This window comes from Streptomyces sp. NPDC000878 (assembly GCF_053599695.1).
In genome coordinates this window covers 1-23,731 of record NZ_JBSFMT010000019.1, presented here as the reverse complement: position 1 = coordinate 23,731, position 23,731 = coordinate 1, and the positions used below count along the sequence as shown (strand labels likewise).

The 23,731-nt window shown below is 70.6% G+C and carries 16 protein-coding genes and 1 tRNA gene; 8 read left to right on the top strand and 9 right to left on the bottom strand.

The window, feature by feature from the left end; genetic code table 11:
- Nucleotides 1–67: 67 nt before the first annotated feature.
- From ACWDR4_RS18960 to ACWDR4_RS18945, 4 genes are all read right to left on the bottom strand, one after another.
- On the bottom strand, nucleotides 68–652 hold the full coding sequence (locus ACWDR4_RS18960) for a 50S ribosomal protein L25/general stress protein Ctc (protein ID WP_450409829.1): 585 nt from the start codon (nucleotides 650–652) through the stop codon (nucleotides 68–70).
- Nucleotides 653–838: 186 nt separating this feature from the next.
- Nucleotides 839–1,822 carry a ribose-phosphate diphosphokinase gene (locus tag ACWDR4_RS18955; RefSeq protein ID WP_450409827.1) on the bottom strand — a complete coding sequence of 328 codons (984 nt, stop codon included), beginning with the start codon at nucleotides 1,820–1,822 and terminating at the stop codon, nucleotides 839–841.
- Between the two features lie 119 nt (nucleotides 1,823–1,941).
- Nucleotides 1,942–3,390: a bifunctional UDP-N-acetylglucosamine diphosphorylase/glucosamine-1-phosphate N-acetyltransferase GlmU gene (gene glmU / locus ACWDR4_RS18950; RefSeq protein WP_450409826.1), complete on the bottom strand. Its 1,449-nt coding sequence runs from the start codon at nucleotides 3,388–3,390 to the stop codon at nucleotides 1,942–1,944.
- A gap of 129 nt (nucleotides 3,391–3,519) precedes the next feature.
- Nucleotides 3,520–3,591: transfer RNA gene (locus tag ACWDR4_RS18945), tRNA-Gln, on the bottom strand.
- A gap of 281 nt (nucleotides 3,592–3,872) precedes the next feature.
- Between ACWDR4_RS18945 and ACWDR4_RS18940 the strand changes: the two genes are divergently transcribed.
- Nucleotides 3,873–5,186: a sensor histidine kinase gene (locus ACWDR4_RS18940; RefSeq protein ID WP_450409824.1), complete on the top strand. Its 1,314-nt coding sequence runs from the start codon at nucleotides 3,873–3,875 to the stop codon at nucleotides 5,184–5,186.
- A 148-nt stretch (nucleotides 5,187–5,334) separates the two neighbouring features.
- On the opposite strand, the gene ACWDR4_RS18935 is transcribed toward ACWDR4_RS18940, so the two are convergent.
- A complete protein-coding gene (locus tag ACWDR4_RS18935) occupies nucleotides 5,335–5,868 on the bottom strand; it encodes an SUKH-3 domain-containing protein (protein ID WP_450410011.1) in 534 nt (177 codons plus the stop codon).
- Between the two features lie 98 nt (nucleotides 5,869–5,966).
- Nucleotides 5,967–6,575, bottom strand: a complete 609-nt coding sequence (locus tag ACWDR4_RS18930) for a YwqJ-related putative deaminase (RefSeq protein ID WP_450409823.1) — start codon at nucleotides 6,573–6,575, stop codon at nucleotides 5,967–5,969.
- Between the two features lie 355 nt (nucleotides 6,576–6,930).
- Here ACWDR4_RS18930 and ACWDR4_RS18925 point away from each other — a divergent pair, with 355 nt between their 5' ends.
- From ACWDR4_RS18925 to ACWDR4_RS18915, 3 genes are all read left to right on the top strand, one after another.
- Entirely contained in the window at nucleotides 6,931–7,947 is a 1,017-nt protein-coding gene (locus tag ACWDR4_RS18925) for an SMI1/KNR4 family protein (protein ID WP_450409821.1), read from the top strand.
- A gap of 3 nt (nucleotides 7,948–7,950) precedes the next feature.
- The gene (locus ACWDR4_RS18920; RefSeq protein ID WP_450409820.1) at nucleotides 7,951–11,427 is read left to right on the top strand and encodes an SUKH-4 family immunity protein; all 3,477 of its coding nucleotides are present in this window, start codon (nucleotides 7,951–7,953) and stop codon (nucleotides 11,425–11,427) included.
- A 169-nt stretch (nucleotides 11,428–11,596) separates the two neighbouring features.
- Nucleotides 11,597–12,487: a cellulose-binding protein gene (locus tag ACWDR4_RS18915; protein WP_450409819.1), complete on the top strand. Its 891-nt coding sequence runs from the start codon at nucleotides 11,597–11,599 to the stop codon at nucleotides 12,485–12,487.
- 175 nt (nucleotides 12,488–12,662) lie between these two features.
- On the opposite strand, the gene ACWDR4_RS18910 is transcribed toward ACWDR4_RS18915, so the two are convergent.
- Complete coding sequence (locus ACWDR4_RS18910) at nucleotides 12,663–14,174, bottom strand: MFS transporter (RefSeq protein WP_450409817.1); 1,512 nt, start codon at nucleotides 14,172–14,174, stop codon at nucleotides 12,663–12,665.
- Between the two features lie 412 nt (nucleotides 14,175–14,586).
- On the opposite strand from ACWDR4_RS18910, the gene ACWDR4_RS18905 reads away from it, so the two are divergent.
- Together ACWDR4_RS18905 and ACWDR4_RS18900 are read left to right on the top strand one after the other, a co-directional pair.
- The gene (locus ACWDR4_RS18905; RefSeq protein WP_450409816.1) at nucleotides 14,587–15,375 is read left to right on the top strand and encodes an ABC transporter ATP-binding protein; all 789 of its coding nucleotides are present in this window, start codon (nucleotides 14,587–14,589) and stop codon (nucleotides 15,373–15,375) included.
- Nucleotides 15,372–17,945 (top strand): ABC transporter permease, encoded by a 2,574-nt coding sequence (locus tag ACWDR4_RS18900; protein ID WP_450409814.1) that lies wholly within the window; start codon nucleotides 15,372–15,374, stop codon nucleotides 17,943–17,945. The genes ACWDR4_RS18905 and ACWDR4_RS18900 overlap by 4 nt, the downstream gene beginning before the upstream one ends.
- Nucleotides 17,946–18,040: 95 nt before the next feature.
- On the opposite strand, the gene ACWDR4_RS18895 is transcribed toward ACWDR4_RS18900, so the two are convergent.
- On the bottom strand, nucleotides 18,041–18,538 hold the full coding sequence (locus ACWDR4_RS18895) for a VOC family protein (protein WP_450409812.1): 498 nt from the start codon (nucleotides 18,536–18,538) through the stop codon (nucleotides 18,041–18,043).
- Nucleotides 18,539–18,812: 274 nt separating this feature from the next.
- On the opposite strand from ACWDR4_RS18895, the gene mfd reads away from it, so the two are divergent.
- Nucleotides 18,813–22,343 carry a transcription-repair coupling factor gene (gene mfd, locus ACWDR4_RS18890; RefSeq protein WP_450409811.1) on the top strand — a complete coding sequence of 1,177 codons (3,531 nt, stop codon included), beginning with the start codon at nucleotides 18,813–18,815 and terminating at the stop codon, nucleotides 22,341–22,343.
- A 140-nt stretch (nucleotides 22,344–22,483) separates the two neighbouring features.
- Here the strand turns inward: mfd and ACWDR4_RS18885 are convergent, their stop codons facing one another.
- Nucleotides 22,484–22,678 (bottom strand): antitoxin, encoded by a 195-nt coding sequence (locus tag ACWDR4_RS18885; RefSeq protein ID WP_450409810.1) that lies wholly within the window; start codon nucleotides 22,676–22,678, stop codon nucleotides 22,484–22,486.
- 180 nt (nucleotides 22,679–22,858) lie between these two features.
- Between ACWDR4_RS18885 and ACWDR4_RS18880 the strand changes: the two genes are divergently transcribed.
- A complete protein-coding gene (locus ACWDR4_RS18880; RefSeq protein WP_450410009.1) occupies nucleotides 22,859–23,605 on the top strand; it encodes an HNH endonuclease family protein in 747 nt (248 codons plus the stop codon).
- The last annotated feature ends 126 nt before the right edge of the window (nucleotides 23,606–23,731 follow it).

Sequence of the window (23,731 nt, the reverse complement as noted above, 5' to 3'; positions counted from 1 at the left end):
TCTTGATACGCGTCGGCCGCCGCTCCCGTACGGAAGCGGCGGCCGACGAACTCTACCGAGCTGAGGATCAGGCCTCGGTGCTCTCGGCCTCGGCGTCGGCGGGGGCCTCCTCCGCCTGCGCGGCGAGGACCTGGAGGACGACCGCGTCCTCGTCGATCGCCAGCGTGGTGCCCTCGGGCAGCGGGATGTCCTTGGCGAGGATGGAGGCACCGGCCTCCAGGCCCGCGATGGACACGGTGACGGACTCGGGGATGTGTGTCGCCTCGGCCTCGACCGTCAGCGTGCTCAGCACGTGCTCGAGCAGGTAGGCACCCGGGGCCAGCTCGCCCTCGGTGTGGACGTAGACCTCGACGGTGACCTTCTCGCCGCTCTTCACGGTGAGCAGGTCGACGTGCACAAGGAAGCCCTTGAGCGCGTCGCGCTGGATGGCCTTCGGGATCGCCAGCTCGGTCTTGCCCTCGATGTCCAGGGTGAGCAGGACGTTCGACTTGCGCAGGGCGAGCTGGAGCTCGTGGCCCGGCAGCGTGATGTGGACGGGGTCGGCGCCGTGGCCGTAGACGACCGCGGGAACCTTGGCCTCGCGGCGGATGCGGCGGGCGGCGCCCTTGCCGAACTCGGTGCGGGTCTCGGCGGTGAGCTTTACGTCGGACATGCTTTTCACTCCTCGTACGGGTGAGAGACGGACAGGTCACCCGGCCACGAACGGCCTGCTACGAAGAGCGCGTCGATAACGGATCGCCGTACCTGATGGGTACGGCCTCCCTCGCCGAGCAACTTCGACAGTGTACTCAGCTGGGGAGGCCGCAGAAAAATCGATCATGCAGAAGCGTTTTTCGGCTTACTGCTCATCAAAGAGGCTGGTCACCGAACCGTCCTCGAAGACCTCACGCACCGCACTCGCGATCGTCGGCGCGATCGACAGCACCTTGATCTTGTCCAGGTCGCCGCTCAGCTCACCCGGCGTCGGCAGCGTGTTCGTGAAGATGAACTCGCTCACCCGGGAGTTCTTCAGCCGGTCCGCCGCCGGACCCGACAGCACACCGTGCGTCGCCGTCACGATGACGTCCTCGGCACCGTGCGCGAACAACGCGTCCGCGGCGGCGCAGATCGTGCCACCGGTGTCGATCATGTCGTCGACGAGAACGCACACACGGCCCTTGACCTCACCCACGACCTCGTGGACGGTCACCTGGTTCGCCACGTCCTTGTCGCGCCGCTTGTGCACGATCGCCAGCGGCGCACCGAGCCGGTCGCACCAGCGGTCGGCCACGCGCACCCGGCCCGCGTCCGGCGAGACGACCGTCAGCTTGCCCTTGTCGACCTTCTCGCCCACGTAGTCGGCGAGCAGCGGCAGCGCGAAGAGATGATCGACCGGGCCGTCGAAGAAGCCCTGGATCTGGTCCGTGTGGAGGTCGACGGTGAGGATGCGGTCCGCACCCGCCGTCTTCATCATGTCCGCGACCAGACGCGCCGAGATCGGTTCACGCCCACGGTGCTTCTTGTCCTGCCGCGCGTAACCGTAGAACGGCACGATCACGGTGATGGAACGAGCCGACGCACGCTTCAGCGCGTCGATCATGATCAGCTGCTCCATGATCCATTGGTTGATCGGAGCCGTGTGGCTCTGGATCACGAAGCAGTCCGCGCCACGTGCCGATTCCTCGTAACGGACGTAGATCTCACCGTTCGCGAAGTCGAAGGCCTTCGTCGGGACAACCCCGACCCCCAGCTGCTGGGCGACCTCCTGGGCAAGCTCGGGGTGGGCGCGGCCGGAGAAGAACATCATCTTCTTCTTCTCGCCGGTCGTCTTGGTCCCGGTCACAGCACTGTCTCCTCAGAGGTGGTGTCTCAGCCGTGATCAGCCCTGAGAGGCCTGCTCAGCTGGGGGTGTGCGGGTGTGCACCTATCACGGTAGCCCGAGTCCGACCTACCTGTTTCCGGTCAGCTTCCGTCGCCCTGCTCCCGGGAAGCGGCCTCGGCCGCCTTCGCCGCCGCGCTCCCCGGACGCTTACGGGCCACCCAACCCTCGATATTCCGCTGCTGGCCTCGGGCCACGGCCAGCGAACCGGGCGGTACGTCCTTCGTGATCACGGAGCCGGCCGCGGTGTACGCACCGTCCCCGACCGTGACAGGCGCCACAAACATGTTGTCCGAACCCGTCTTGCAGTGCGACCCCACGGTGGTGTGATGCTTCGCCTCGCCGTCGTAGTTCACGAACACGCTGGCGGCACCGATGTTCGAGTACTCACCGATCGTCGCGTCCCCGACGTACGACAGATGCGGCACCTTCGTCCCGTCACCGATCGACGCGTTCTTGGTCTCGACGTACGTCCCGATCTTGGACTTGACCCCGAGACGCGTACCGGGCCGCAGATAGGCGTACGGCCCCACGGTCGCCTGCGCCCCGACCTCGGCACCGTCGGCAACGGTGTTGTCGACCCGCGCCCCGGCGCCCACCCGGGTGTCCTTGAGCCGCGAGTTGGGCCCGACCTCGGCCCCCTCGGCGAGATGGGTGGAGCCCTGGAGCAGGGTGTTCGGATGGATGGTCGAGTCCTGCTCGAAGGTGACCGTCACATCGACCCAGGTACTGGCCGGATCGATCACGCTCACCCCGGCGAGCATGGCCTCGGTCAGCAGCCGGTCGTTGAGAATCCGCCGCGCCTCGGCGAGCTGCACACGGTTGTTGATCCCGGCGATCTCACGATGATCGCCGGCCACGGACGCCCCGACCCGATGCCCGGCCTCACGCAGAATCCCGAGGACGTCGGTCAGATACTCCTCGCCCTGACTGTTGTCGGTCCGCACCTTGCCGAGCGCGTCGGCGAGGAGTTGCCCGTCGAAGGCGAAGACCCCGGAGTTGATCTCACGGATCGCCCGCTGCGAATCGGAAGCATCCTTGTGCTCGACGATCGCGGTGACGGCCCCGGACGCCCCGTCCCGCACGATCCGCCCGTACCCGGTCGCGTCCGGCACCTCGGCGGTCAGCACGGTCACGGCGTTGCCGTCGGCGGAGTGGGTCGCGGCGAGGGCGCGCAGGGTGGCCCCGGTGAGCAGCGGGGTGTCACCACAGACGACGACGACGGTCCCGTCGACGGTCCCACCGAGTTCCTCGAGTCCCATGCGTACGGCGTGACCGGTGCCGTTCTGCTGTGCCTGGAAGGCGGTACGGATGCCGGTGTCGGCCTCGGTCAGATGGGCGGTGACCTTCTCACGGGCGTGCCCCACGACGACGACCAGGTTCTCGGGGTCCAACTCGCGGGCGGCGGCGAGCACATGGCCCACCAGCGAACGCCCGCACAGCTCGTGCAGGACCTTGGGTGTGGCCGACTTCATACGGGTGCCCTCACCCGCTGCGAGTACGACGACGGCGGCGGGGCGATTGGCGCTCACGGGGTGTGCCCTTCGGCTGCGGAGGGGGAGGGGCGGACATCCGCAGGATACCGGGGCGTTTCGTGTGGGACATGAGAGTGGGCCCTGACAGAGCTGTCAGGGCCCACTTCCGGTATCGCTCCGGTATTGCTCCCCCGCCAGGACTTGAACCCGGACAGATGGCACCAAAAGCCACAGTGCTGCCAATTACACCACGGGGGAACGAACTAGACGGAACCGGACATTTGACCGGGCCGCCGAATTGGCACCCACCACTATGCCGTAACACCGGCCCTCGACGCGACGGTGTAGGTCGGCGCGCTCGGGGACGTCGCCGGGGGCGGAATCATCGCTTCCAGGGTCGAACGGTGTGCGATTCAGCAGTTCGAGGGATTCTGGTGGGTTTCGCTTCTGTTCGATTGGGGTCGTGGCCCTTGGTGTGGTGTAGGCCAGTCGTCGAAACTCGCCGGAAAAGGGAGGGGTGGCGCCCGTAGGCTGGACGCATGACCACTACGGGGGAAGACCACACCTCGGCCCTGACCGGGCCCTGGTGGTGGGCTAGGTGGCGCAGCGCGGTGCTTGACGCGGGCCTCGCGCTGGTGTCCGCCGGGGAGTGCGCGGCGGAGGGGGTTCCGTTCGCACGGGACGCCGGGATTCCCGTGTCCGTCGGGATCGTGTTCGGGCTTGTCGCCGGTTCTGTGCTGTTGTTGCGGCGGCGGTGGCCGATCGCTGTCGTGCTGGTCGCCATTGCCATTACGCCGGCCCAGATGGGCTTCCTGATGGGTGTGGTCGGGCTTTACACGCTCGCGGCTTCCGAGCTGCCTCGGCGGATCATCGGGGCGTTGGCGGGCATGGCGATGGTGGGGACGCTCATCGTGACGTTCGTGCGGTCGCATCAGGGTGTGGCGGACGGGGGGCTGAAGATCGGGGACTGGTTGGTCCCGGTCGTCGCCATCACCACGTCGTTGGGTGTTACCGCGCCGCCCTTGCTGCTCGGGCTGTATGTGGGGGCCCGGCGGCGGTTGATGGAGAGTCTCCGGGAGCGGGCCGACAGTCTGGAGCGGGAGCTTCAGTTGCTGGCGGAGCGGGCCGAGGAACGGGCGGAGTGGGCGCGTAACGAGGAGCGGACCCGTATCGCGCGGGAGATGCATGACGTCGTCGCGCATCGGGTGAGCCTGATGGTCGTGCATGCGGCGGCGCTGCAGGCCGTTGCCCGGAAGGACCCCGAGAAGGCTGTGCGGAATGCCGCCCTGGTGGGGGACATGGGGCGCCAGGCGTTGACCGAGCTGCGGGAGATGCTCGGGGTGCTGCGGTCGGGGGACGGGTTCGAGCGGCGGGCGCAGGGTGTGCCGTTGGCGGCGGTGGGGGTGGCCGCGGCGGTGGCCGCTTCTCGTGCCGCCGAGGGTGCTGACGGTGTGGGGGACGGGCCCTGCCTGGAGGAGCTGGAGGAGTTGATCGGGCAGTCGGCGGCTGCGGGGATGGTCGTGGACCTGTCGGTGGAGGGGGATGTGCGGCTGTACGGCGCGGAGGTCGAGCAGACCGCGTACCGCGTGGTGCAGGAGGCGTTGACGAACGTCCACAAGCACGCGGCGGGTGCGAAGACGCACGTACGGTTTGCTCATCGCGGCGGCGAGATCGCGATGCAGGTGGAGAACGAGCCGCCGCCCGAGCCGGCGTCGGCCTCGTCGGTGGGGTTGCCGTCCGGTGGCAACGGTCTGCTCGGGATGAAGGAGCGGGTCGCCGCGCTGGGCGGCGTTTTCGTGTCCGGGCCGACGGAGGCCGGGGGGTTTCGGGTGTCGGCGGTCATTCCGACGTGAGCGCTCCGCTGGTTGTGCGGTTCTTTCACTGCGGGTCCGGTGGGGGCTGGTCGCGCCCCGCGGCGGAGCCGCAAATAGATGCAGCCCCGCGCCCCTTTCGGGCCCTTTCTGGGCGCGGTTGCGCACCCGACTCGGTCCGAGAGGGGGCTCAGGGTGCCGTCAGGCGTATCGGTTCCAGCCCGGTGACCAGGGTGGCCAGGGCCTGGTCGACGTCGGGGCCGAGGTACCAGTCGCCGGTGTGGTCGAGGGCGTAGACGCGGCCTTCTGTGTCGATGGCGAGGAGGGACTGGGTCTCCCGTTCCTCGCCGAGGGGGCAGACCTCGGTGTCGAGGGCGCGGCCGAGGTCGGCGAGGGTGCGGGCCATGTGGAGGCCGTGCAGGGGGTCCAGGTGCAGGGCGGTGGGGGCGACCTGGCGGCCCGGGCCGGGGGGTGTGATGTGCAGACCGCCGAACTCCGCCCAGGCCTCGACCGCGGCGGGGAAGACCGCGTGGCGGTGGCCGGCGGGGGAGGTGTGGCCTCGTAGGGCGTCGGCCCAGATCTCCGCCTGCTTTATGTCCCAGCGGCCGGGCTGCCAGCCGGCGGCGCGCAGTGCGGCGTCGACGGGTACGGGGAAGCGGGACGAGGATCCCCCTGGCCCGAACGGATGCGGGGGATTGGGGGAGGACGTGCGGTCGGTGTGCATCTGCCCTTCGATCGTCGAGGTCATGGACCGGCGCGTGGGTGTGTCGGGTGTCTGTGGTGCGGCGCCGTCTTGCTCGGTTGCAGTGAGAGACGCGGGCGTCAGCCGGTCGGTGCCGACGGGTCGACTATGCGGACGCCGAAGTGGGCGCTGAGCGCTGTGCAGGAGCGGCAGGGCGCGGCGAAGCCGCCGTGGAGGGGGTCGCCGTCCTCGCGGATGCGGCGGGTGGTGAGTTTGGCTTGTTTCAGTGCCCTGCGGGCCTCGCCGTTGGTCATGGGCTTGCGGGCCGCGCGCCTGCTGCGGGCCTCGTCGGCGACGGTGATCTGCCGGGATATGAGGAGTGCCTCGGCGCAGCGGCCGGTGGCGCGGTCGCGCTGGGTGCTGGTGAGGGTGTCGAGGAAGTCCTGGACGAGGGGGTGCAGGGCGGGCGGCTGGTCGCCGCGGGCCGCCGTGCCGGTGAGGGTGGCGCCGCGTACGGAGAGGGCGGCGGCGACGGTCGGGAGTATGCCGTCGCGGCGGTGGCGGAGGGTGGGGACGCGGGGCATCTCGCTGGCGCTCCAGCCGACGCGTGGATCGCCGCCGGGTCTGCCGGTCGTACCGGGCATTCCGGGCATGGGTGTTCCCGTGGAACCGCCCGTGGAACCGTCCGCCGGCCTGCCTGCGGGCCTGCCTGTCTGTGTCCCCGTCTGTGTCGCGTTCATGATCGTCATCCCCTCCGGTGCCTCCCCCGTGCATCCCCTCGGCGGACACAGAGTGCCAAATGGCGTGGCTGGTGCGGAAGCTGGGGCGGTGTGACACGCCAGGGCTTCGGCGGACCGTCACGGCGGGGTGACGGCAGGTCACGGAACCGGAGGGCCGGTGGCCGGTGCCGGTGACCGGTGTCGGCGTACCGCATAGGCTGTCGGGCAACCGCGAACCGTGGCCTCGTCCGGGTGGCTGTCCGTACTGATGTGCTGGCGGTCGGGACGGGTGCGGGGGTACGGGATGTGACGTGCACGTGATGTGACAGACGTACGGACCGCACTGGTGTGCGGGCCCTACAGAACGCCGCAGGGGGCAACCGCCATGACGACAGGTCGGCTCGGGCAGCGAGCCGTGCCGCCGAACGCGGCCTATGCCGGGCAGGTCGTGCACTTCCCGGACCCGGTACGGGCCACCCGGCACCCGAGAGGGGTGCGGGTCGACGAACACGGCTATCCGGACTTCTCGCTCTACGCGCGTGCGGTGGCGGAGATCGCCGAGCCGCCCGAGGGCTTCGGCGTCGACGAACTGCGGCTGACGGACTACGTGTCGGCGAACGCGGCGCTGGCCGCGTCCGGGCACGAACTGTGGGACACGGTCCCGGCGGTGGCGACCCCGCACGGCTGGACCTGGCACCACGCGGCCGGCGGCCGGCGGCTGGAGTTGGTCCCCGTCGAGGTGAAGGCGCTGCTGCGGCACCACGGCGGCATCGCGACCTCGACGGTCGACCAGCACAAGCGCGGCACGCGGCCCTTGCAGGAGACGCGGCCGGTGCACTTCGCGCTGCCGAAGTCGGCGGTCGCGGTGACCGAGCAGCAGGTGCAGGGCGTCGAGGAGGACCTCGGCTACCGCCTGCCGGGGGCCTACCGCTCGTTCCTGAAGGCGGCGGGCGGCTGCGCGCCGGTGGGCGCGGCGCTCGACGCCGAGCTGGGGCTGCTGGTGGACCAGCCGTTCTTCACGGTGCGGGACGAGGCCGCGGTGAACGACCTCGTGTACGTCAACAAGTGCCTGCGCGACCATCTGACCAAGGACTACCTGTGCGTCGGGTTCGTGCAGGGCGGTCTGCTGGCCCTGAAGGTGAAGGGCGAGCGGCTCGGTTCGGTGTGGTTCTGCGCGTACGACGACGCGCGGGACGTCGATCCGACCTGGCCGCCGGACGACCGGGTGCGGCGGCTGCTGCTGCCGTGCGGCGACGACTTCGACCAGTTCCTGTCCCGGCTCGCGGGCAATCCGCCGGAGCTGGAGACGGTGGCGAACCTGATGGTGGACGGCGGCTTCGCACGTGTCGTGCCCACGGTGACTTCGGGGTCCTCGGGTGACTTCGGTGGGGGAGTGAACTGACCGATGGTGACCTTCGCGCAGGCGCAGGAGCGCGCCGAGGAATGGGTCAACGGTGATGTGCCGTCGTACCAGCACCGGGAGGTGCGGGTACGGGAGTTCGAGCTGGGTTTCGTGGTCTGGGCGGAGGACCGCGCCGAGGGCCCCCGTTCGGACGGGGGCGCCCAGCGACTGGTCCTCGCCCGGGACAGCGGCGAGGCCACGCTGTGGCCCGCCCTGCCGGTGGGCGAGGTGATCCGCCGCTACGAGGAGGAGTACGGCCGTCCGGACGCCGTCGAGGACGCGGTACCGGCGCCTCCGGCGAGGGTCGACCTGAACCAGACGTCCTTCCTGCTGACTCCACCGGAGTGGTTGCAGGAGGCGGCGGACAAGCTGGGGATTCAGGACCGCCGGGCGGGTGCCTCCGGCGGTGATGCGGGTGCCTCCGGCGGAGGTGCGGGTGGGGTGGCGGCCTCGGCTGCGCCCTCGACGCCCCCGTCCGACGCGGTGCCGCCGGGGGCCACACCCTGGACCGGCACCGACACGACCGGCGTGGACGCGGGCGAGGACCGCTCCGTACCGCTGCCGGCGACCGTGTTCTCACCGCCACTGGGCGACGAGGACCGCGACGAGGTTCCGCGTTCCCGGGACGCCTTCGACGGGGCTCCGGGCCAGTCGGGTCCGGGTCTGGCTCCGACATACGGGTATCCGCAGGGGCTCGGTAACGCCGGTAACGCTCCTGGTGGTTCGCGGGGGTACGGGTATCCGCAGGGGTCCGGTAGCGCGGGTAACGCCCCTGATGGTCCTCGGGGGTACGGGTACCCGCAGGGGCCCGGCAACGCAGGCAACTCCCCTGATGGTCCGCAGGGGTACGGGTACCCGCAGGGTGCGCCGAACCCTCCGGGGCGCGCGCTCGCACCCAACGCCGGCGACATCGCCGACGCGGCGACCAGCAAGGCCCCGCCGCCGCGCGGCGCCCGGGGTGCGGGCACCCCGCCACCGCCGGGCGCGCCGGGAACTCCGGGCGTGCGTCCGGGAGTTGCGCCTCCTCCTCCTCCGGTGGCCGGTTCTGCGGGTGGGTATGTGCCTACGCAGTTTGTTTCGGCGGTTGGGGCGGAGGGGGTTGAGGGGGCCGGGGGATCTGGTGGGCCCGGTGGGTTCAGTGGGCCTCGTGGGTCCGGTGGTGCGGGTTCTGGTGCTGTTGGGGTGTCTGGCGGGTTGAATCCGCCGGGTGCGCCGAGTGGCCCGGGCGCTTCGGGTGGCCCAGGTGGTCCGGGTGCCCCTGAGGCTTCGGGTGTTCCGAATCCGCCCGGTGCTCCCAACTCGCCCGGGGGTGCGCCTCCTGGTGGCGTTCATCAGGCCGCGACGATGTTCTCCGGGCCTGGTCGGCCCGGTGGGCCCGGTGCGGCTCAGCCTCCGGCGGGTTCCGGGGGGCCGGGTGCTCCTCTGCCTCCGGGTGCTCCTGGGCGGCTCGGTGTGTCCGGTGTGGCCGGGGCTCCGCAGCCGCCGGGTGCGCCGAATCCGCCTGGAGCCCCGTTGCCGCCGGGTGCCCCTGGGGCTCCGAATCGGTCCGGCGTTCCCAACTCGCCCGGGGGTGCGCCTCCTGGAAGCGTTCACCAGGCCGCGACGATGTTCGCCGACCCCAAGCAGGGCGGCGGCGCCAACGCACCCCGTCCGCCGGGCGCCCCTGGCGCTCCGCAGCCTCCGGGTGCCCCCGGCCTGCCCGGTGCGCCAGGCGTACCGTCCGCTCCCGGTGCTCCCGGTGCTCCCGGCGTCCCAGGCGTCCCCGATTCCGTGCACCGCGCCGAGACCATGCTGGCCGGTCCTCCGGTCGGCGCCCCAGGCGCGCCTCCGCCGCCCCAGGCTCCCGGTGTCCCTGGCCAACCCGGCGGACCCGGCAGCCCCGGTGCCCCGGGCTTTCCAGGGGCTTCGGCCCCCGCCAATGCCCCTGGTGCCCCAGGGACTTCCGGTGTCCCCGGCGGACCCGGCACGCCGGGCTTCCCTGGAACTTCGGGCCCTGCCGGTGGACCCGGCGGACCCAGCAGCCCCGGCGCCCCGGCCTTCCCTGGGGCTTCGGCCCCCGCCAGTGCCCCAGGCGCCCCCGGCTTCCCCGGCGCTCCGGGTACCCCCGGTTCCCCTGGTGCACAAGGTGCCCCCGGCTCCCAGGGCACTCCTGGTTTCCCGGGCGTACCCGGTGCCCAGGGCGCTCCCGGTATCCAGAGCGCCCCCGGGGCCCAGAACCCTCTCGGTACTCAGGACGCTCCCGGTATCCAGCGTGCCCCCGGCACGTCCCCGAGCGCCCCCCAGCCCCCCGCGCCCCCCGGCGCGATGGCCCCGCCCCCCGGCGGTCGGCCGGGGCCTGGCATGTCCGCACCGGGCGGTCCGCCCGTCCCCGGCATGCCCGCCCTCGGGCTCGCGGCCCCCGCCCAGTCGGCGCCCGGGAGGCCTGCCCCCGGTTTCCCGCCACCCCCTGCCCCCAACCTCTCCGCACCCCCGTCCGCCCCCTCCTACGGCTATCCCCCGCCCGGGCAGCCCACAGTGGGCCCCGGTTACCAGGCCGTTCTTCGGTATCGCGCCCCCGACGGGTCGGAGCAGCAGGTGATTCGGCGGTCCGCGCCGGGGACGCCGCATCCGGAGTGGCAGATCTTTCATGAGTTGCGGGCGATGAACATCCCGCAGGATCAAGTGCTCGAACTCCACACCGAGTTGGAGAGCTGTGAGCTGCCGGGTGCCTACTGTGCGCGCATGATCCGCGAGCAGTGGCCGAACGCCCGGATCACCAGCATCGCCCCCTACGGCACCGATCACGCCAGCCGTCAGCAGGGCATGGCCCAACTGCTCGCGCACCAGGGCGAGTTGCATCAGGTCGCGGATGGTCCGGCCCGGCCGGGGCCGGTACGCGCTCCGCTCCCGCCCGTACAGCCCGCGCCGCCGATCCCGCCGGAGGCGGTCGCGCAGGAGCTGGCCGGTGCGTTCGGGCCGGGAGTCTTCCGGTTCGATCAGGCCGCGGTGTCGCGGCAGGGGGTGCCGCCGATCGTGGCGCACACCCTGGTCGTCGCCGGACTGCCCGCCGACATGGGGCCGTTCTTCTGGGCGCAGGCCCAGCCGGGACGGCCGGTGCCGACGCTCGCCGAGCTGGCGCAGGAGCGCGGGGTGCGGCCGGCCTCGGACGCGGGCTCGTACCTCGTCATGGGCAGCGACTTCGGCAAGTCGATCTGCGTGCAGTACGGCACCGCCAACATCGTCGCCGTGCCCGTGGAGGCGGGGCCGGGCGGAGCACCCGTACCGCCGCAGTTCGTGAACACGGGGCTGCCCGAGTTCGCGCGCTGTCTCGCGCTGCTGGGCCGGATGTGGCGGCTGCGCTACGGCCTGAACCAGGAGCAGGCGGGCCGCTGGACCGTCGACTTCCAGGCCCAGCTCGCCTCCCTCGACCCGGCGGCGCTCGGCTCGCCGGAGAGCTGGTGGTCGGTGCTGCTCGAGCAGATGTGGGACGGGTTGCTGTGACCCGCTGAGTACGGGGGAGGGGGCGGGTCGCCGTAGGGCAACCCGCCCCCTCCCCTTTTCCGATTTTCCGACCGTGACCCGGCCCGGAGTGTCGCGTTAGGCACATTTCATCCCAATCCATCAAGATGTGCGCGAAATCATTACTTCGTACGTGGAGAGGGGTTGCAGGATGAGCAACGCAGTGATGTCGTCGCACGGTTTCGTGGCCGGACGGGGGCGCGGCTACCGGCCCGATCAGGTCGACGCGTACGCCGCCGCGCTCTCCGCGGAGCGGGACGCCGCCTGGGAGCGGGCCGCGCGGCTGACCGTGCTCGCCCGGCAGATGGACGCGGAGTCGGAGCGGCTGCGGGAGGTCGTCGCGGGGCTCGCTCCGCAGACGTACGACAGTCTCGGTGAACGCGCCCGGCGGCTCTGGGAGTTGGGCGCCGAGGAGGCCGGCGCCGTGCGCGAGCGGGGGCGCGGCGAGGCGCGGCAGCTGGTCGCGGCGGCCGAGGCCCGCGCGGACGCCCTGCGGGAGGGCGCCGACGCCGCCGCCCAGGCCGTACGCGCCGAGGCCGACGAACGCGCCCGGCACCGGCTGCTCGCCGCCCGCACCGAGGCCGACGAGATCCGGATCGGGGCCCGGCGGGAGATCAAGGAGGGGCGGGGCGAGGCGCTGGCCGCGCTGCGCGAGATGCGGCTGCGGACCTCCGGGCTGCTCGCCGAGCAGGAGAAGGAGTACGCGGAGAGGTGGGCCGCGGAGGAACGGCTCGCCGCCGAGCGCGAAGTCGCCCTGGACACACGGCACATGGAGCGCGTGACGGCCGCCGAGGCCGCGCTGTCCGAGGCGAAGCGGGCCTTCGCGGAGGCCGAGGAGTCGGTCGGGCGCATCGAGGACGACGCACGGGTCCGCGCCGCCGAGATCCTCACCGAGGCCCGCGTCCAGGAGGACCGCATCGCCCGCGAGACGGAGCGCGTGCTGCGGGAGCACGGGGAGGAGTGGGACGACGTACAGGCCCACATGGACCACGTACGCAGCAGCCTGACGACGCTCACGGGGCGGGCCGCGGCGGCCGAATAGCACGCCGCCCCGCCCCGCCCCGGGTCGGGCCTGGTGGCGCCCGGGCCTGTCCGGCGGATCACGCCGCGGGCGCGGGGGGCTCCGGTACTGCGGTCCCACCGATCTGCGGCGTCGTCGCCGGTTGCCGTCTCCCACCGACTCCCCCCATCTCCCCTGTCACCCCCGCCGCCCCCGTTCAAGGGGTGTCCTTGAGGACGGGGAAGCGGCGCGGTGCCAGTACCAGCAGCGCCACGAACGCCAGCGCCGCCGCTCCCGCCGCCCCGAAGTAGACCGCGTGCACCGCGTCCGCGATGGCCCGTCGGGTCGCCTCGGGTGCGGCGCTCGTGCCCAACTCCCTTGTCACCGAGTCCAGGTCGCTCGCGCCGCCCAGCCGGGACGCGAGTACGCCGTTGGCGACCGCGCCGAACAGGGCCGCGCCGATCGTCTGGCCGGTCTGGCGGCAGAAGAGGACGGAGGCCGTCGCCGTACCCCGCTCCGACCAGCCGACCGTCGACTGCACGCCGACTATCAGCGGGAGTTGGAAGAGACCGAGGGCGCCGCCGAGCAGCAGCATCAGGAGCGTGGGCTGCCAAGCGGAGCCGGGGTACGGGAGGAAGGGGAACGCCAGCAGGATCAAGGTCGCCGTGCCGATGCCGAGCATCGCCGTGTTGCGGAAGCCGATCCTGCGGTACACGTGCTGGCTCAGCGCCGCCGACACCGGCCAGCTCAACGTCCATACGGACAGCACGAATCCGGCTGCTATCGGGGCCAGGCCCAGTACCGACTGGGCGTACGTCGGCAGGAACACCGTCGGGGCCACCATCAGCAGGCCCAGCGCGCCCAGCGCCAGGTTGACCGCCGCGATCGTGGGGCGCCGCCACACCCACCCGGGGATGATCGGCTCCGCCGCCCTGCGTTCGATCACGACCACGAGGAACGTCAGTGCAAGTCCCGTACAGAGCAGGGTTGTTGACTGCCAGGACAGCCAGGGCCAGGCCACCCCACCCTGGACGAGGGCCGTCAGCAGGACGCCGCCGCACGCGAACACCGTCAGGGCGCCCGCCCAGTCGATGCGCGGGCGGGGGCCGGAGGTGTCGCGCTGCGGTTCGTGGAGGTGGCGGGCCAGGAGCCACATTGCGACCGCGCCGACGGGGAGGTTGACGAGGAAGATCCAGCGCCAGTCGGCGTAGGTCGCGAGCACCCCGCCGACCGCGGGGCCGGCCACCGCCGAGGTCGCCCAGACGGTCGACAACTTGGCCTGGATTCGCGGGCGTTGCTCCAGCGGGTAGAGATCGGCGGCGAGTGTCTGGACCGTGCCCTGGAGGGCGCCGCCGCCCAGGCCCTGGACGACCCGGAAGGCGATGAGCGCGGCCATGTTCCAGGCCAGCGCGCAGAGCAGGGAACCGAGGAGGAACAGGGCCGCGCCCGCTATCAGGACCGGTTTGCGGCCGAAGGTGTCGGAGAGCTTGCCGTACACGGGGAGGGTGACCGTGACGGCGAGCAGATAGCCCGAGAACAGCCAGGAGAAGACGGAGAAGCCGCCGAGGTCGCCGACGATCTGCGGTACGGCGGTCGAGACGATGGTGGAGTCGAGCGCGGCCAGGGCCATCGCGAGCATGAGCGCGGCGACGACGGCTCCCCGCTTCTCCGTTCCGGCGCTCCGGGTGGCGCTGGGTGTCGCGGATTTCGTACGGCGGCTGCTGCCCACCTGATTCCTTTCCCCATGCACCTATCTGCCGCCGACCACTCTGCCACTTGACCCGCACACGGCAACCCTGAGACGTGCTCCTCCGGAGGGTGGACAGCCCTTAGGGGAACCTCCGTACTTCGGCTCGGGGAGGGTTCGTACCGGCGGAGGACGAGACGGGGCGTCTACCGTCCTTAACCTGGCTTTATGCCGCTGAAGGGCGGTGTGCAGTACCTCCGGGGGTGGGGTTTTCCCCCGGAGAAGACTGCGCTGGGCGTCAGAGACCCGGACCCCCTCCCGACAGCAGACTCATACACGTACCGAAGAGCGGCGACGCACAACCGGCCGCTACCGGGCAACCGGCTACTACCGGGCGACCAGCTACTACCGGGCATCAGTGCGGCTCCGTGCTGACCGACTTAGGAGACATACCGTGACATCGGCTGTGACCATCACCAGGCGCGGGGGCACTGGAGGACGTACGGCCGTTGCCGCCCGGGCGCGGCAGGTCGTGAAGGCGTACGGGTCCGGTGAGACCCGCGTCGTCGCCCTGGACCATGTGGACGTGGACATCGCGCGGGGACAGTTCACCGCGATCATGGGCCCCTCGGGGTCCGGCAAGTCCACCCTCATGCACTGCCTCGCCGGACTCGACACCGTGACCAGCGGGCAGATCCATCTCGACGAGACCGAGATCACCGGGCTCAAGGACAAGAAGCTGACCCAACTGCGCCGGGACCGGATCGGGTTCATCTTCCAGGCGTTCAACCTGTTGCCGACGCTCAGCGCGATAGAGAACATCACGCTCCCCATGGACATCGCGGGCCGTAAGCCCGACAAGGGCTGGCTGGAGCAGGTCGTGGAGACCGTCGGGCTCAAGGACCGGCTGAAGCACCGGCCCAACCAGCTCTCCGGCGGTCAGCAGCAACGCGTCGCCGTGGCACGGGCGTTGGCCGCGCGGCCCGAGATCATTTTCGGCGACGAGCCGACCGGGAACCTCGACTCCCGTGCGGGAGCAGAGGTGTTGGGCTTCCTTCGCCGGTCCGTCGACGAGCTGGGTCAGACCATCGTCATGGTCACGCACGACCCGGTGGCCGCCTCGTACGCGGACCGGGTGCTGTATCTCGCCGATGGACGGATCGTCGACGAGATGTTCCGGCCGACCGCCGACACCGTCCTCGACCGGATGAAGGACTTCGACGCGCGGGGGCGTACGTCATGACTGTGCTGAAGACCTCGATGCGCAACTTCTTCGCGCACAAGGGCCGGATGGCCCTGTCGGCGGTGGCCGTGATGCTGTCGGTGGCGTTCGTCTGCGGAACTCTTGTCTTCACGGACACCATGAACACGACGTTCGACAAGCTCTTCTCGACCACGGCGCCCGACGTCACGGTTTCCCCGAAGGCGGCCAAGAACGACGGCAGCACTCCGCAGAACGGGGTGCCCGAGTCGATGCCGGCCTCCGTGCTGGCGCAGGCGCAGCAGGCCCAGGGCGTCAAGTCGGCGGAGGGCGCGGTCAGTTCGATGAACGTGACCGTCGTCGACAGCGACAACGAGAACATGGGGTCCAGCACCGGGGCTCCCACCATCGCGGGCAACTGGACGCGCAACGACCTGCGTTCGATGGAGATCACCGGCGGTCACGCACCACGCGGGCCCACCGAGGTGATGGTCGACGCCGACACCGCCGACAAGCACCACCTGAAGATCGGCGACGAACTGCGCACCATCGCGCAGACCGGTGACATCAAGGCGCGGATCGTCGGCATCGCCACCTTCAAGGTGACCAACCCAGGTGCCGCCGTCGTCTACTTCGACACCGCCACCGCACAGCGCGAACTCCTGGGCGCCACAGGGCGGTTCACCCAGCTCAACGTCACGGCGGCCGGCGGGGTCACCGACACCCAGCTCAAGCAGAACGTCACCAACGTCCTTACCTCCACTGGTGTGTTCAAGGTGCAGACGCAGAAGGAGTTCTCCGACGAGAACCGTGAGGGCGTCGGCGAGTTCATGAACGTCATCAAGTACGCCATGCTCGGCTTCGCCGGGATCGCGTTCCTGGTCGGCATCTTCCTGATCATCAACACCTTCTCGATGCTGGTCGCCCAGCGGACCCGCGAGATCGGCCTGATGCGGGCGATCGGCTCCTCCCGCAAGCAGGTCAACCGGTCCGTGCTGGTGGAGGCGCTGCTGCTCGGCTTCGTCGGATCGGTCCTCGGTGTCGGCGCGGGGGTCGGCATCGCGGTCGGCCTGATGAAGCTGATGTCGGCGGCCGGCATGAACCTCTCGACCGACGACCTGACGATCAAGACGGCCACCCCGGTGATCGGCCTGGTCCTCGGCATCGTCGTCACCGTCCTCGCCGCCTACCTCCCGGCCCGCCGCGCGGGCAAGGTCTCCCCGATGGCCGCACTCCGCGACGCCGGCACCCCGGCCGACGGCAAGGCGGGCGTGGTCAGGGGCTTGATCGGGCTGGTCCTGACGGGCGCGGGCGGTTACGCGTTGTACCTGGCCGCCACCGCCGACAAGGCAAAGGACGGCTCGCTGGTCCTTGGCGCGGGAATCGTCCTCACGCTCCTCGGGTTCGTGATCATCGGCCCGCTCCTCGCGAGCGGTGTCGTACGGGTGCTCAGCGCCGTACTGCTGCGGGGCTTCGGTCCCGTCGGCCGGCTCGCCGAGCGCAACGCGCTGCGCAACCCGCGCCGGACCGGTGCGACGGGTGCGGCCCTGATGATCGGTTTGGCCCTGGTCGCCTGCCTCTCGGTGGTCGGCTCGTCGATGGTGGCCTCCGCGACCGACGAACTCGACAAATCGGTCGGCACGGACTTCATCGTCGAGGGCAACCAGCGGATCGTGCCGCAGGCGGAGAAGGCGATGCAGAACTCGCCCGGCCTGGCCCACGTCACCCGCTACAAGGAGGTCGAGGTCACCCTGACCCCGCCCGGCGGCACGGCCGAGAAGACCGAACTGACGGCCGCCGACCCGACGTACGCCTCCGACCTGCGCCGCGCCACCACCTCGGGCACGCTGACCGACGCGTACGGCAAGGACGCCATGTCGGTGGGCTCCGGGTACGCCGAGGAGCACGGGGTGAAGGTCGGCGACACGATGACCGTCGCCTTCAAGGGCGGCTCGACGGCGAAGCTCAAGGTCGCCGCCGTCACGGACGACGACGTGGCCATCGACAAGGGCGCGCGGTACCTGTCCATCGCGACCATGGAGAAGTACCTGCCGGCCGACAGGATCCCGCCGAACGACCTGATGTTCGCCACGGCCGAGAAGGGCCAGGAGAAGGCGGCGTACACGGCGCTGAAGAAGGCCCTCGACCCCTACCCGCAGTACCAGGTCCGCGACCAGACCGACTACAAGCAGGAACTCAAGGACCAGATCGGCCAGCTCCTGAACATGGTCTACGGCCTGCTCGCCCTGGCGATCGTGGTGGCGGTGCTGGGTGTGGTGAACACCCTCGCCCTGTCGGTGGTGGAGCGGACCCGGGAGATCGGCCTGATGCGGGCGATCGGGATGTCACGGCTGCAACTGCGGCGGATGATCCGGCTGGAGTCCGTGGTGATCGCGCTGTTCGGCGCGCTGCTGGGGCTGGGCCTGGGCATGGGCTGGGGCGCGACCGCCCAGCAGCTGCTCGCCCTGGAGGGCCTGAAGGTCCTGGAGATCCCGTGGATGACGATCGGCGGCGTGTTCGCCGGCTCGGCCTTCATGGGGCTGTTCGCGGCGCTCGTGCCGGCGTTCAGGGCGGGGCGGATGAACGTGCTGAACGCCATCGCCACTGACTAGGGGGCAACGGGGGACGGGGGATACGGGGGGGTACGGGGAGCCCGGCGCCGGGGAGTCTGCGGACTTCTTGGCGCCGGGCTTCGTGTCGAGGTGCGTCAGCCGAGGTCGGAGACTCGGCCGGGGAAGAAGTCGGCGCTTTGGACGTACTCCATCGCCTTGGTGAACTCCGGGTCGCCGAGACGGAGTTCCATCTCCTGCGGGCTCAGGTCCTCCACGCGGGTCTGGATCCAGTACAGGTTGCCCAGCGGGTCGCGCACCCGCCCGACCCGGTCGCCGAAGAACAGGTGGGTGACCTCGGTGACCGACGTGCCGCCGGCCGCGACTGCCTGCCGGTGCACGGCGTCGGCGTCCTCGACGTAGAGGCGGAGGAAGCCGGGGGTCGGCGGCCACTCGGGCCGCGCGTCGAACATCATCACCACCGAGTCACCGATCCGCACCTCCGCATGCGCGACGCTGCCGTCCTCGCCGGTCAGGCACGCGAGTTCTTCCGCGTCGAACGCCCTCTTCATGAAGTCGATGAGCCGCACCGTGTCGCGGGAGATGATCCACGGCGTCACGGTGTGGTAGCCCTGGGGAACAGGTTTGACGGACATCCGGCTGCCTCCTGGGGTGTGGTGCGAGTGCCTCGACGTCGGTGAGGACGCTAATTCCGATCTAGGTCAGCTGGTGTCCTAGTACGCACCCGATGGGCCGCGTGGGTCGGACCGATTCAGGCGGCCGACGCCGCGCACGTTGTCCACAGGCGCCACGCCTGCCCACGTGGCGACGTACTCTGGACACCCCCCGGCCCGTCACACGTGTCGGGCGGTTCGCGTTGCCCGACCCGGACGAACCCACCCCTGACCAACCCCTCACGAAAGCCCCCTCATGAGCCTGCACGGTCTGCTCGACGTCGTCGTCAAGGACGCGGCCCTCGCGGAAGCGGTCAAGGCCGCCGGCGACGGCAACCGTATGCACGTCGACCTGGTCGGACCGCCCGCCGCGCGTCCCTTCGCCGTGGCCGCGCTGGCCCGGGAGGCCGGGCGCCCGGTGCTGGCCGTGACCGCGACCGGACGGGAGGCCGAGGATCTCGCCGCCGCCCTCAGGTCGCTGCTGCCGCCGGACGGGGTCGTGGAGTACCCGGCCTGGGAGACCCTCCCGCACGAGCGCCTCTCCCCGCGCAGCGACACCGTCGGCCGCCGCCTCGCCGTACTGCGCCGCCTCACGCACCCCACCACCGACGACCCGGAGACCGGCCCGGTCTCGGTCGTCGTGGCCCCCGTGCGTTCCGTGCTCCAGCCGCAGGTCAAGGGGCTGGGGGAGCTGGAGCCGGTGGCGCTGCGGACCGGTCGTACGGCCGATCTCAACACCGTCGTCGAGGCGCTGGCCGCCGCCGCGTACTCGCGCGTCGAGCTGGTCGAGAAGCGGGGCGAGTTCGCCGTACGCGGTGGCATCCTCGACGTGTTCCCGCCCACTGAGGAGCACCCCCTCCGGGTGGAGTTCTGGGGCGACGACATCGAGGAGATCCGGTACTTCAAGGTCGCCGACCAGCGGTCTCTCGAAGTCGCCGCGCACGGGCTGTGGGCGCCGCCCTGCCGTGAGCTGCTGCTCACCGACCAGGTGCGGGAGCGGGCCGCGGCCCTTGCCGAGGCGCACCCCGAGCTGGGCGAACTGCTCGGCAAGATCGCCGAGGGCATCGCGGTCGAGGGCATGGAGTCCCTCGCCCCCGTGCTCGTCGACGACATGGAACTGCTGCTCGACGTCCTGCCCAAGGGCGCCATGGCCGTCGTATGCGACCCGGAGCGGGTGCGGACGCGGGCCGCGGATCTTGTGGCGACCTCACAGGAGTTCCTTCAGGCCTCCTGGGCGGCCACCGCGGGCGGCGGCGAGGCGCCCATCGACGTCGGCGCGGCCTCCCTGTGGTCCATCGCGGACGTACGGGACCGGGCGCGCGAGCTGGACATGATGTGGTGGTCCGTGTCGCCGTTCGCGGCGGACGAGGAGGTCTCCGCGGACACCCTCAAGCTGGGCATGCACGCGCCCGAGACCTACCGCGGCGACACCGCGAAGGCGCTCGCCGACACCAAGGGCTGGCTCGCGGACGGCTGGCGCGCGGTGTACGTGACCGAGGCGCACGGCCCGGCGGCCCGTACGGTCGAGGTGCTCGGCGGGGAGGGCATCGCGGCCCGCCTGGAGGCGGACCTGACCTCCCTGACGCCCTCCGTCGTGCATGTGGCGTGCGGCTCGATCGACTTCGGGTTCGTCGATACGGCCCTCAAGCTCGCCGTGCTGACCGAGACCGATCTCACCGGGCAGAAGGCCGCCGGCAAGGACGGCGCCCGGATGCCCGCCCGGCGCCGCAAGACCATCGACCCGCTGACCCTCGAAACCGGCGACTACATCGTGCACGAACAGCACGGTGTGGGCCGGTACGTCGAGATGGTCCAGCGGACCGTGCAGGGCGCGACCCGCGAGTACCTCGTGGTCGAGTACGCGCCGGCCAAGCGCGGCCAGCCCGGCGACCGGCTCTACATCCCCACCGACCAGCTGGAGCAGATCACCAAGTACGTCGGCGGCGAGGCACCCACCCTGCACCGGCTCGGCGGCGCCGACTGGACCAAGACCAAGGCGCGCGCCAAGAAGGCCGTCAAGGAGATCGCCGCCGACCTCATCAAGCTGTACAGCGCGCGGATGGCGGCGCCCGGGCACGCGTTCGGGCCGGACACGCCCTGGCAGCGCGAGCTGGAGGACGCCTTCCCGTACGCCGAGACGCCCGACCAGCTGACCACGATCGCCGAGGTCAAGGACGACATGGAGAAGACGGTCCCGATGGATCGTCTCGTCTGCGGTGACGTCGGTTACGGCAAGACGGAGATCGCGGTCCGGGCCGCCTTCAAGGCCGTCCAGGACGGCAAGCAGGTGGCTGTCCTCGTCCCCACAACTCTCCTTGTCCAGCAGCACTTTGGGACCTTCGGTGAGCGCTACTCCCAATTCCCGGTCAACGTACGGGCGTTGAGTCGCTTCCAGACCGACACCGAGGCCAAGGCCACCCTGGAGGGCTTGCGGGAGGGCTCGGTCGACGTCGTCATCGGCACGCACCGGCTCTTCTCCTCCGAGACCAAGTTCAAGGACCTCGGGCTCGTCATCGTCGACGAGGAACAGCGGTTCGGCGTCGAGCACAAGGAGCAGCTGAAGAAGCTGCGCGCGAACGTGGATGTGCTGACCATGTCCGCCACCCCCATCCCCAGGACCCTGGAGATGGCGGTCACCGGCATCCGCGAGATGTCGACGATCACCACCCCGCCCGAGGAACGCCACCCGGTGCTGACCTTCGTCGGGCCGTACGAGGAGAAGCAGATCGGCGCCGCCATCCGCCGTGAACTCCTGCGTGAGGGCCAGGTGTTCTACATCCACAACCGCGTCGAGTCCATCGACCGGGCGGCGGCACGGCTGCGGGAGATCGTCCCCGAGGCGCGGATCGCGACCGCCCACGGCCAGATGTCCGAACAGGCGCTGGAGCAGGTCGTCGTCGACTTTTGGGAGAAGCGGTACGACGTCCTCGTGTCGACGACGATCGTCGAGTCCGGCATCGACATCTCCAACGCCAACACGCTCATCGTGGAGCGGGGAGACAACTTCGGTCTGTCTCAACTCCACCAGCTGCGCGGGCGAGTCGGTCGTGGCCGGGAGCGTGGGTACGCCTACTTCCTCTACCCGCCGGAGAAGCCCCTGACCGAGACCGCGCATGAGCGGCTCGCGACCATCGCCCAGCACACCGAGATGGGCGCGGGCATGTACGTCGCCATGAAGGACCTGGAGATCCGCGGCGCCGGAAACCTCCTCGGCGGCGAACAGTCCGGGCACATCGCGGGAGTCGGCTTCGACCTGTACGTACGGATGGTCGGCGAGGCCGTCGCGGACTACCGGGCCTCCCTGGAGGGCGGGGTGGAGGAGGAGCAGCCGCTGGAGGTCAAGATCGAGCTGCCCGTCGACGCCCATGTCCCGCACGACTACGCCCCCGGCGAGCGGCTGCGCCTGGCCGCCTACCGTGCCATCGCCGCCGCGAACACCGAGGCCGACATCAAGGCTGTACGCGAGGAACTCGTCGACCGCTACGGCAAGTTGCCCGAGCCGGTCGAGAACCTGCTGCTCGTGGCCGGGCTGCGGATGCTCGCGCGGGCCTGCGGGGTCGGCGACATCGTGCTCCAGGGCACCAACATCCGCTTCGCACCGGTGGAGTTGAGGGAGTCGCAGGAACTGCGGCTGAAGCGCCTGTATCCGGGGACGGTCATCAAACCGGCCGCCCACCAGATCCTCGTACCGCGCCCCAAGACGGCGAAGGTCGGCGGAAAGCCGTTGGTCGGGCGGGAGTTGCTGGGGTGGACCGGGGAGTTCCTGGCTTCGATCCTGGGGTCCTGAACCGGTACTGATTCCTGGGGTCCTGAACCGGTACTGATTCCGGGGGTTTTGAACGGCACTTGCGAGGAAGCCGTCCGCGGCAGGTTGGTGTCCGCGGACGGCTTCTGTTGTGCTTCGGTGGGTCCTCGCGACCTCCGGGGCTATGGCTGTTCGGGCCTGTCGCGATCCCGGTCACGGTCCATGCCGATCGTGCCCTCGACCCTCTGCTGAGCGTCGTCGACCTGGCTCGTGTACTTGTTGCCCGTCTTCTCGTTGATCTGTTTTTCCGCAGTGTCGGAGGCGTTCTGTCCCGCCTTGCCGCGCATCTGCTCCTTGATCTTGTCGAAGATGCCCATCCAGAGCTCCTTCCGGAGGTGAGTCAGCAACGACGATACGCGCGGTATGCGCGATACGCCCCTTGGGCGCCGGTGGGCGCCCCTGTGGTGGGGAAAGCCCGGCCGATAGCCTGGCGACCAGGAAAAACAGGTCGAACAGCGGAATTCCGTACACGGGGAGCAGGGGAGGGACGCAGCGTGATGCGTGTGAGGGGTGGGGGCGTCGCCGCCGTCGTACTCGTGGTGGGGTTCGGTGTCACCGGATGCGAGGGCACGACCCTGGGGTCCGCCGGGCCCGAGGAGAGCGCGAGCGGTGCGGCCGGCGGGGGCGGTGGTGGCGGGGGCGCGGCACTCGCCGCCGTCGACTCGCTGACCGTGAAGGGACGGGCACCCAAGACGGGGTACGACCGGGACCGCTTCGGCAGCGCGTGGGCGGACACCGACTCCAACAAGTGCGACACCCGCGACGACATCCTCATACGGGATCTCGCCGACGTGAGGTTCCGCAGCGGCGACGACTGCAAGGTGGCCTCGGGGGAACTGGAGCCGGACCCGTACAGCGGCAAGGACGTGGCCTTCACGCGGGGCCGCAGCGAGGTGGACATCGACCACATCGTCGCCCTCTCGGACGCCTGGCAGAAGGGCGCCAAGTACTGGGACGCCAGCAAGCGGATAGCCCTGGCCAACGACCCGCTCAACCTGCGTGCCGTCGACGCGAGCACCAACCGCAGCAAGGGTGACGGCGATACGGCGACCTGGTTGCCGCCGAACAAGGCGTACCGGTGCACGTATGTCGCCAACCAGGTCGCCGTGAAGAAGAAGTACGAGCTGTGGGTGACGGAGGCGGAGAAGACGGCGATGAAGAAGGTGCTGTCCGGGTGTGATGGGCAGAAGCTGCCGACGGGGGGTAATCCGACGGAGGCGCCCGCGCGGTTCCATGCGGGGTGAGTTCGGGGCGGGGAGGTGGTGAACCGGCGTTGGTGTGGGCGTCGGCTGGGGGCTGCCGCCCCCAGACCCCCGCTGTCGGCCTGAACGGCCTCGTCCTCAAGCGCCGGACGGGCTGGAAATGCGGGC

Coding starts and splice junctions, on each gene's coding strand:
- ACWDR4_RS18960 (WP_450409829.1), bottom strand. CDS start 652: ATGTCCGACGTAAAGCTCACCGCCGAGACCCGCACCGAGTTCGGCAAG.
- ACWDR4_RS18940 (WP_450409824.1), top strand. CDS start 3,873: ATGACCACTACGGGGGAAGACCACACCTCGGCCCTGACCGGGCCCTGG.
- ACWDR4_RS18935 (WP_450410011.1), bottom strand. CDS start 5,868: ATGCACACCGACCGCACGTCCTCCCCCAATCCCCCGCATCCGTTCGGG.
- ACWDR4_RS18930 (WP_450409823.1), bottom strand. CDS start 6,575: ATGACGATCATGAACGCGACACAGACGGGGACACAGACAGGCAGGCCC.
- ACWDR4_RS18925 (WP_450409821.1), top strand. CDS start 6,931: ATGACGACAGGTCGGCTCGGGCAGCGAGCCGTGCCGCCGAACGCGGCC.
- ACWDR4_RS18920 (WP_450409820.1), top strand. CDS start 7,951: ATGGTGACCTTCGCGCAGGCGCAGGAGCGCGCCGAGGAATGGGTCAAC.
- ACWDR4_RS18915 (WP_450409819.1), top strand. CDS start 11,597: ATGAGCAACGCAGTGATGTCGTCGCACGGTTTCGTGGCCGGACGGGGG.
- ACWDR4_RS18900 (WP_450409814.1), top strand. CDS start 15,372: ATGACTGTGCTGAAGACCTCGATGCGCAACTTCTTCGCGCACAAGGGC.
- ACWDR4_RS18895 (WP_450409812.1), bottom strand. CDS start 18,538: ATGTCCGTCAAACCTGTTCCCCAGGGCTACCACACCGTGACGCCGTGG.
- mfd (WP_450409811.1), top strand. CDS start 18,813: ATGAGCCTGCACGGTCTGCTCGACGTCGTCGTCAAGGACGCGGCCCTC.
- ACWDR4_RS18885 (WP_450409810.1), bottom strand. CDS start 22,678: ATGGGCATCTTCGACAAGATCAAGGAGCAGATGCGCGGCAAGGCGGGA.
- ACWDR4_RS18880 (WP_450410009.1), top strand. CDS start 22,859: ATGCGTGTGAGGGGTGGGGGCGTCGCCGCCGTCGTACTCGTGGTGGGG.